Genomic DNA, 8,565 nt, shown 5'->3' with positions numbered 1-8,565 from the left:
CAGATCGGATCGATGTTCTTCAGGTCCGCATGCGGCACCACTTTCAGAACTGTCTCCGACCACGCCGATGACGTGCCCAGCAGCAGCGCTGCCATCACCCCAAACCACAATCGCTTCATCGCCGTATCCTCCCGGTTCTTTTTGGCGCGCCGACTATAGCACTTCGTGTCGCCGATGGTTGGAAAGCTGTCTCGTATTCGGTAAGAGAGGTGCCCATGCCCGTCTTGTTGTTCATAGTCTTTATCGACCTCGTCGGCTTCGGTATCATTATTCCGTTGCTGCCGTTTTATGCCGAGCATTTCGGTGCCTCGCCGCTTGCCGTGACCCTTCTAATGGCGGTTTATTCAGCCATGCAGTTCGTCGCGGCGCCCTTGCTGGGAGCCTTGTCGGACCGTTACGGTCGTCGCCGGGTGATCGCGCTGAGCACCTTCGGCGCGGCGCTGGGTTATCTAGTGATGGGCCTTGCCGGTTCGCTGGCGATGCTGTTCGTCGCGCGCGTGCTCGCTGGCGGCATGGCAGGCAACATCGCCGCCGCCCAGGCCTATATAGCCGACGTCACGACGCCTGAAGACCGGGCCAAGGGCATGGGCCTGTTCGGCGCCGCCATGGGCTTCGGCTTTATTGTCGGTCCCGCCATCGGCGCGGCGCTGGCCGGTAACGGTGATACGGCGAATTTCAGCCTGCCGCCATTAGTCGCTGCCGGTACCTCGGTCGTCGCTGCCACGCTAGCACTGGTCACCTTGCGTGAAGATCTGATGAGCGTGACGCCACGCCGGTTGAGCTGGATCGCGCCAATCAAAATGGCCTTGGGCAGCGCCGATCTGAGACCCTTGGCCGTGACCTTGTTCCTGGTTGTCTTCGCTTTTGCCGGTCTGGAGGCAACCTTCGCCCTGTGGGCCGAGCGTCAGCTCGCATGGGGTCCCCGCCAGGTCGGCGCCCTATTCGCGGGTGTCGGCGTCGTCGCTGTTATCGTGCAGGGTGGTCTGGTCGGCCGGCTCAGCCGCGGGCTCGGCGAGGAAGCGGTGGTACTGATCGGCATCGTCGCCTTGGTCGCGGGCTTCGCGCTGCTCCCCGCCGCGACCAGTCTGGCGTTGACGCTGGTCGCCATGGTGCTGCTAGCAGGCGGCTTCGGTTTGGCCAACCCAGCGTTGGCCAGCTTGGTCTCGCGCCGCGCCGCGGCCGAGGCGCAGGGCGCCAACCTCGGCGTTGCCCAAGCCGGCGCCAGCCTCGGGCGCATTTTCGGTCCAGCCCTTGCCGGCGTGTTGTTCACAGCTGGCAGCCTGGCGCTACCGTATGTCGCCAGCGCCGCCATCCTCGTGGTGGTGGCGGTCTTCTGGCAACGCGCGCGGGGTAAACCAGTTCGTGGCCCTTCGCCAGAAGCTTGATCGCCAGATGGTGGCCGAGAAAACCCCTGGCACCGGTGAGCAGGACGCGCATTATCTCAGCACTCCCAGCCGTCGGTATGAGCACCCGACGGTAGCCTCGCATCCGGCGCCGCGACCCAGGCGGTAATGTCATCATGCACCACGCCGGCCTGCAAGTCGCGCAGCAGCATATGATAACCTTCCGGGTATACGGCGACGCGATGGTGGCCGTTGAGGCGGCAGAGCATGTCGCGCGTCGGTGCCTCGGGAATAATCTCGTCGCGCGCGCCGTAGAGCACTAGCAGCGGCCGCGTGATGGCGGGCGCCGCCGCGAACGCACTGTCCATCAAGTTGACCACGCCCCACAGCGCATCAACCCGCGTGCGCTTGATGACCAGCGGGTCGGCACTGAGCATGCGCAGCATCTCGACATTGTCCGACGGCGTGATGTCGAGCCCGCGCCCGGTCACGCGCAGTGTCGGCAAAGTGTGGGCGACCAGCCACAGCGCCGCCTGTGTTGCCCAAGCCATGCTCTCGCGTCCCCATACCGCCGGGCCGACCAGCACGGCGCCCTGCGCTGCCTTGACCCGGCTGTCTGCGAGTGCGGTCATCACCACTGCCCCGCCCATGCTGACCCCGACCAGCGTCAGCGACTTGCCGGCATGCCGCGCCGCCACGGCACCTGTCACCTCGTCGAGGTCGTCGACCAGCGCCGCTACGCCGGGCCAGGTGTCGGGTGCGGGCGCGGCACCGAAGCCGCGCTGGTCGTAGGCATAGACCGCATAGCCCTGTTCGGTCCAGCGGGCGGCGGGGATGGCAAAGGAGTCGCCGTAGTCGTTGAAGCCGTGGATGCCGAGCAGCACGCCGTGCGGCTCGCCTTGTGGCAGCCAGGCATGTAGCGGTAGGCGCGCGCCATCGCCGGCGATCACCGCGTCCACATCGAGGCGCGGCGCCACCTCGCGCTCGCCCACGACCTGCTGGCGCGGCGTGCAGGCCGCCAGCAGCAGCGTGAGAAATAGGGTGGGAGCGCGCATCCGCATGAGTTATAGGGGCCTCGCTAGCCAAGGAGTATCCTCGCCTATGAGCTTTCTCGATCGCATCGCCGAATGCAACCGTCACGATCACACGCTCTATACTCCCGTGATCATTAAAGGCCTCCGGCTGGGGCAGGTGCGTAAGGTCTTGCTGCCGATCCTGGCGCCGTTTGCCGATGAGTCCGAAGTGCGTATCGACGATCAGCAGACGCTCGATGCTGCTGCCAGGGCCCTGATCGAAACCGGCCTAACGCCGCCCGCGTGTGGTGAGCGTTACCGCGTCGGCCCGCGCTTCGACGAGACTTGGCTGACCGTGGAGCGTGCTGCCGTCGAATGCCTCGGCATCACGGCCTATGGCGTGCATCTGACGGGCTTCGTCCAACGACCGGATGGCCTGCATGTGTGGGTACCTCGGCGCACCGCCGACCGCCCAACCTATCCGGGCAAGCTCGACAGTACGGTGGCTGGCGGCCAGCCGGTGGGACTCGGGGTGCTCGACAATCTGGTCAAGGAATGTGCCGAGGAAGCGGGTATGCCGGAAACGTTGGCGCGCCACGCCACGCCTTGCGGCACTCTGCGCTATCGCGTCGACGGCGAGGTTGGCCAACGCGATGACGTGATCTTCTGCTATGAACTCGATTGTGGCGACTTCACACCGGTCAACCGAGACGGCGAGGTCGAGAATTTTGCGCTCTGGCCTGTGGCCAGGGCGATGGCATGCATTGCCGAAACGCGCGACTTCAAGTTCAACTGTGCTTTGGTGCTGGTCGACTTTTTTGTCCGTCACGGCCTGATCGCGGCGGACCATCCGAACTACATTGAAATTTGTGATGGCCTGCGAGGAGGGAGACCCGATGTCAGAGCTTGAAGTTGGCGCAAGGCATAGCCTTTGCATCACCGTCGACGAGGAAAACACAATCAGCTTCCTAGGCGAAGACCTGCGCGTCTATGCCACACCCGCCATGGTGCACGACGTGGAATATTGCTGCCGCGACTGGCTGGCGAAAGTCGGTGGGGCGGCGAAGGATTCGGTTGGCGCCCATATTAATATCGCCCATCTGGCGCCCACTACTATGGGTGCCTGGGTCGAGATCACCGTCACCGTCGCAGAGATCGCCGGCCCGCTCATCACCTTCGACGTCGCCGTGCGCGACGCCATCGAGCAGGTCGGCAAAGGCAGCCACCAGCGCTTCTTTGCGCCAGTTGCCAAGCTAGACGCCCGCCTTAAGGCCAAGGCTGCCGCCCTGGCCGCAAAGACTTAACCGGCGACGTCCCCCCTTTTACTGATAATCACGTGCGTGTTGGCCCTGCTTTATGCCAGCCGTTTATCATCGATTCACGGCGCTCTTTGCGAAGTCACGTAGAGTTTGGTGCCAGTTATCGACTTCTAGTCACCGAATTTTCACCTCCGGGCCTCCGCCGCTATCGCAAGCCGAGCCCGCGCGCGATAATGCCGCGCAGGATCTCGCGGGTGCCACCCTGGATGGTGAGCTTGGGCGCGATCAGGGTGGCGTGATTGAGTACCGCCTGAAAGCCCGGGCTATTACTCTCTGTGGGATCGACGAAGGCGGCGAGGTCGCGGGCGCGAGCCGGTAGAAGCTGCTCCCAATTCGTACCGACGTCCTTGACCATCGAGGCTTCGAGCACCGGCTCCTTGCCGGCGGCCAGCATGCCAGCGACAGAGATTGACATGCGGCGCAAGGTGTTGAGCTGCGCCACCAACCGCCCCAAGCCTTCCGCGCCGCGCAGATCGGGTTCTGCGCCGAGCGCGCCGATCAGATGCGTCAGCACTTGATAGGTTTCTAGGAACCGCTCAGGCCCGCTGCGCTCGTAAGCGAGTTCGGCCGTCGCCTGCTTCCAGGCCATATCGATCTCGCCGAGCAGGGCGTTCTCGGGCAGAGCCGCATCGTCGAACGTTACCTCGTTGAACTCGTGTTCTCCGGTCATGAAGGGCACCGGGCGGATGGTGACGCCGGGTGTCTTGAGGTCAACCAGAAACTGGCTTAGTCCATGCCGCCTGTTCTCTTCCGTTGGCGGCGAGGTGCGTAGTAGGGCAATCATATAGTCGGCACGATGGGCGTAGCTTGTCCACAGCTTGCGCCCGTTGACCAGCCAGCCGTCCGTGGTCTTTTCGGCACGGGTTTTGGCGGCGAATAGGTCGGAGCCCGAATCGGGCTCGCTCATGCCAATGCAGAAGCCGCAGTCACCGCGGGCGATGCGCGGCACCACGTCGCGTTTGATTTCTTCGTCAGCATAGCGCAGTAGGATCGGCCCGCTTTGTCTGTCGGCGACGAAATGGCCCTGCGTCGGCGCGCTGGCGACGAGCATCTCCTCGGTCACGACATAGCGCTCGAAGAACGTGCGCTCGTGCCCGCCATAGGCTTTGGGCCAGGTCATGCCGATCCAGCCCTTGGCGCCGACGCGGCGCGAAAATTCGCGGTCATAGCTGCCCCGGGCGCCCTGGCCGGCGGGATTGAAATGGCCAGCGGCGATCTCTTCGGCCAAAAAAGCACGCACTTCGTCGCGCAAGGCCTTGGTCTTCGGCGGCAGATGGATGGGGTCGAAGGCGATCCTACCGGTCATGATCGTCCTCCTCTCAGGCCGCAGTGATGGTCGGCCACAGCGCGTCGCCGCCGGCCCGGGCGACCAGGTTGCCAAGCCGTGCCGCCCAGATGCTCTCACTACCGAAGTCGTCGCGCCAGGCAAGCACGCGGCACGTGAAGCGGTGCAGCACGTGCTCTTCGGTGAAGCCGATGGCGCCATATACCTGATGGGCGATGGCGGCGCCGTCGCGGGCCGCTTCGCCGACCCGCACCTTGGCAGCGGCGACCTCGAAGAAAAGCCGCTCGTCGAACGACGCCGCTTCCGCGATCGCCATGGCGGTCGCGCCCGATGCGGCAATGGCCGCTGCTGTCTCGCCCGCCAGTTTGGCTAACTCGTGCTGCACCGCCTGGAAGCGCGAGATAGGCCGGCCGAAAGCGATACGCTCGCCGGCATAGGTCACGGCGATGTCGAGGATAGTTTCCAACGCGCCGGTCATCTGCGACGCACGGATAGCGGCGCCCATAAGCATGATGTCGCTCACCTCGGCGGAGATCGGCGCCATGGTTTGCGGCGCGGCATCGGCGAAGGTCACGGTATCGCGCGGCTCACCGGCGAGATTTCTGCTCACGGCCACGGTGCAGTCGGCGGCGGCGACCAAGGCCGCCACGGCGGTCTCGCCATCGTGCGTGAGCACCGCGATGTGCTCAGCCTCGCTGGCAAAAGGTACCGCGCGGACGCTGCCGTCGAGGCGGCCATTGGCATTGAGTGCCACACTGTCGCTTTCGACAGCTGGCGCAACGGTCATGGCGCCGTCCGGTGCGCTGAGCCCGGCGCGGCCGAGCAACCAGGTGGCATGTAAGGTCTCGGCAAGCGCCACGGGCACGGCGTGGGCGCCTGCCGCGCGCAGAATGGCGAAGCCATCAGCGAGCGAACCACCCGCACCGCCAAGGTCGTCGCCGAGCCAGGCCTTGGTTAGCCCCGATTCCTCAAGCGCGTTCCACAGTGGTGCGCGCCAGCTGTCATCCGAGGCGGCGTTAAGGGCCTGCGGGTTGGCGAGGTCGTGAAAGATGCGCGTCGCGGTCTCGATAACGATGTCGTCCGCGTTGCTCATCGCCTAACGCCCAACGAAATTGGGTATGCGGCGCTCGCCCATAGCCTTGACGCCCTCGGCGAAGTCCTCCGTGGCGCGCAGTCGCGTCTGCTCGGCGAGTTCGCGGTCGGTGGCAGCGGCAACGCGCTCGGCCAGGCCCTGGCGCATCGTCGCGCGTGTCGCGGTGACCCCCAGTGGCGAGTTTTCCGCGATCTCGCCCGCGAGCGCGATGGCGGTGGCCCGTACCTCGTCTTGTGGTACCAGCACGTCGGCGAGGCCCATGGCATGCGCCTCTTCGCCCTTGATGCGGCGGCTGGTATAGAACATTAGTGCCGCCGCGCTCTTCCCGATGACCTCAGGTAGGGTCACGGTCAGCCCGAAGCCCGGATGGAAGCCGAGGCGCGTGAAGTTGGCGCAGAAGCGTGTTTCAGGACAGGCGATGCGCAGGTCGGGCACCATGGCGAGCCCGAGCCCACCGCCGACCGCAGCGCCGTGGATGGCGCCGATCACGGGCTTGCTCGTGCGAAACAGGCGCACCGCCTCCTGATAGAGCGAATTGGCCTGCAGGGGCCGCGTGCCCTGGCCGCCGCCGTCCGCGGTAGCGCGCTCGCTGAAATCGCCGCCGGCAGCGAAATTGGCGCCTGCGCAAAAAGCCTTGCCCTGGGCTGCCAACACCAGCGCCCTGCAGTCGTCACTCTCGTCCAGCGCCTCGAAAGCCTGGGCGATCTCAGCGATTAGCCCGTGGTCGAAAAAATTGTATGGTGGGCGGCGAATCTCCACGACAGCCACATGATCGCTAAGATCGACCGCGATATCCCCATACGTCCCAAATGCCGCCATCTGTCCCTCGCTCTATGGTGCGCTCCGACCATTCCCATAGCTCGGACGAAGATGCAAGGTGCGGCATTTAGATCACTCCGTCGTCACGCAAGCTGGCGATGCGCGAGGTGTTGTAGCCTAAGCCACCGAGGATGTCGTCGGTATCGCCGCCAAGGGGTGGAGCGGGGTTGGCGGGTGGTGGATCGCCGGCGGAGCGGATCGCTGGGGCAACGAGTTGGAACGGTCCCGCGTCGGGGTGCTCGACGGTGTGCAGCCGGCCGTGCTCGGTAACGAAGGGGTTGTCGAGGGCCTGGGCGACGTCAAGTACAGGGGCGGCGGGCACGACGCCGGCAAAGTCGGCGAGCCATTCGGCGGTCGTACGTTCCTTGAGCGCGCCGTCGAGTAACGCCACCACCGCGTCACGGTTCTCCAGGCGGTCGGGGAAGGTTCGGAAGCGTGGATCGTCGGCCCACCCCGGCTGGCCCAGCGCCTGGCACAGTGCTGGCCAGAACTTCTCCTTGTTGCACATCAGAAATATCCAGCCGTCAGCAGTGGGGAAAAGCTGGCAGGGGGTCATGGTGGGATGGGCTGAGCGCGGTCGGCGCGCCTGGGCATCACCATTGTTGAGATACCAGGCGGCGAGATAGTTTAGATTGCCGAGCGCTAGGTCGAACAGGCTTACATCAATATCGCGACCTTCGCCCGTGGCGCGCGCTGCAGTCAGCGCCGAGACCAGGCCGAAGGCCATGGCAACGCCCGTCATCAAGTCGATGATCGAGAGCCCGCAGCGAGTCGGGAGGCTGTCTGGCTCGCCGGTGAGCGAGAAATAGCCGGTCTCCGCCTGCATCAGGTAATCGTAACCCGGCCAACTTTTACGCGGACCCTTGCGGCCATAGGCGCTCAGGTGGGCGCAGATGATGCGCGGGTTGTGCGCCTTGAGCTGGGCATAATCGAGCCCAAGCTTTTCCGGCACGTCGCCGCGCAGATTGTTGGCTACGGCGTCGGCACTTTTAACCAGATCGTGCAACACTGTGCGGCCCTTGGGTTTCGACAAATCGAGGGTCAGCGATCGCTTGTTGCGGTTTAGCGCGTGGAAGAAGACGCTGTCGCCGGGGGCGAAGAAATGCGGCCCCGCCACGCGGGACATGTCGCCGCCATCGTGCGGATTCTCGATCTTGATGACCTCGGCGCCTTGATCGGCGAGGAACATGGTGCCGAAGGGCCCGGCACCATATTGCTCGACCGCGAGGACGCGCACGCCTGCGAGGGGCAAAGTCATATTGGGTTCCGCTGTATGAGTTGGCGCGCGATCAGGATGCGCTGTAGCTCGTTGGTGCCTTCGCCGATGGCCAGCAGTGGTGCGTCGCAATACATGCGCTCGATGTCGAGTTCCTTGGAATAGCCTTGCGCGCCGTGGATGCGCATGGCCTCGAGGCTATTCTCGAGCGCTGCCTCCGTGGCGAATAGTTTAGCCATGCCCGCTTCCATGTCGCAGCGCTCGCCAGAATCGTAGGCCTTGGCTGCCTGTTCGATAAGCAGGCGTGCCGCCTCGGTGCGCGTCGCAAGAGATGCCCGAAGCATACTCACCTAATGTTGCACTGGTTTTAGTCATGTCCATGTCCTCCATTGTCACCCACGGACCCCCGCGGTCAAGCTGCCGTCGATTGGCAGGAAAATCGCCGTGATGTAAGCGGCGCCGTCGTTGGTCATTCAT

The 8,565-nt window shown here is 64.6% G+C and carries 8 protein-coding genes and 1 pseudogene; 3 read left to right on the top strand and 6 right to left on the bottom strand.

What is annotated here, in order from left to right; translation table 11 throughout:
* Window positions 1-215 precede the first annotated feature (215 nt).
* A complete protein-coding gene (locus QF629_09640) occupies window positions 216-1,385 on the top strand; it encodes an MFS transporter (GenBank protein ID MDP6013790.1) in 1,170 nt (389 codons plus the stop codon).
* A gap of 56 nt (window positions 1,386-1,441) precedes the next feature.
* On the opposite strand, the gene QF629_09635 is transcribed toward QF629_09640, so the two are convergent.
* Window positions 1,442-2,404 (bottom strand): alpha/beta hydrolase, encoded by a 963-nt coding sequence (locus tag QF629_09635; GenBank protein ID MDP6013789.1) that lies wholly within the window; start codon window positions 2,402-2,404, stop codon window positions 1,442-1,444.
* A 40-nt stretch (window positions 2,405-2,444) separates the two neighbouring features.
* Here QF629_09635 and QF629_09630 point away from each other — a divergent pair, with 40 nt between their 5' ends.
* Window positions 2,445-3,266 carry a DUF4743 domain-containing protein gene (locus tag QF629_09630; protein ID MDP6013788.1) on the top strand — a complete coding sequence of 274 codons (822 nt, stop codon included), beginning with the start codon at window positions 2,445-2,447 and terminating at the stop codon, window positions 3,264-3,266.
* Window positions 3,253-3,660 (top strand): hotdog domain-containing protein, encoded by a 408-nt coding sequence (locus QF629_09625; protein ID MDP6013787.1) that lies wholly within the window; start codon window positions 3,253-3,255, stop codon window positions 3,658-3,660. The genes QF629_09630 and QF629_09625 overlap by 14 nt, the downstream gene beginning before the upstream one ends.
* A gap of 160 nt (window positions 3,661-3,820) precedes the next feature.
* Here QF629_09625 and QF629_09620 read toward each other — a convergent pair whose 3' ends face one another.
* From QF629_09620 to QF629_09600, 5 genes and pseudogenes are all read right to left on the bottom strand, one after another.
* Window positions 3,821-4,981: an acyl-CoA dehydrogenase family protein gene (locus QF629_09620; GenBank protein MDP6013786.1), complete on the bottom strand. Its 1,161-nt coding sequence runs from the start codon at window positions 4,979-4,981 to the stop codon at window positions 3,821-3,823.
* Between the two features lie 13 nt (window positions 4,982-4,994).
* Window positions 4,995-6,053, bottom strand: coding sequence for an acyl-CoA dehydrogenase family protein (locus QF629_09615; GenBank protein MDP6013785.1), 1,059 nt, complete (start codon window positions 6,051-6,053; stop codon window positions 4,995-4,997).
* 3 nt (window positions 6,054-6,056) lie between these two features.
* Complete coding sequence (locus QF629_09610; GenBank protein ID MDP6013784.1) at window positions 6,057-6,872, bottom strand: enoyl-CoA hydratase/isomerase family protein; 816 nt, start codon at window positions 6,870-6,872, stop codon at window positions 6,057-6,059.
* 67 nt (window positions 6,873-6,939) lie between these two features.
* Window positions 6,940-8,130, bottom strand: a complete 1,191-nt coding sequence (locus QF629_09605; GenBank protein ID MDP6013783.1) for a CoA transferase — start codon at window positions 8,128-8,130, stop codon at window positions 6,940-6,942.
* A pseudogene (locus QF629_09600) lies at window positions 8,127-8,429 on the bottom strand (acyl-CoA dehydrogenase family protein). The gene QF629_09605 and the pseudogene QF629_09600 overlap by 4 nt, the downstream one beginning before the upstream one ends.
* Between the last annotated feature and the right edge of the window lie 136 nt (window positions 8,430-8,565).

Source organism: Alphaproteobacteria bacterium (assembly GCA_030739735.1).
Lineage (GTDB): Bacteria > Pseudomonadota > Alphaproteobacteria > UBA7887 > UBA7887 > UBA7887.
Note: the sequence above shows the minus strand (reverse complement) of the source record. Positions and strands in the feature narration are given on the sequence as shown.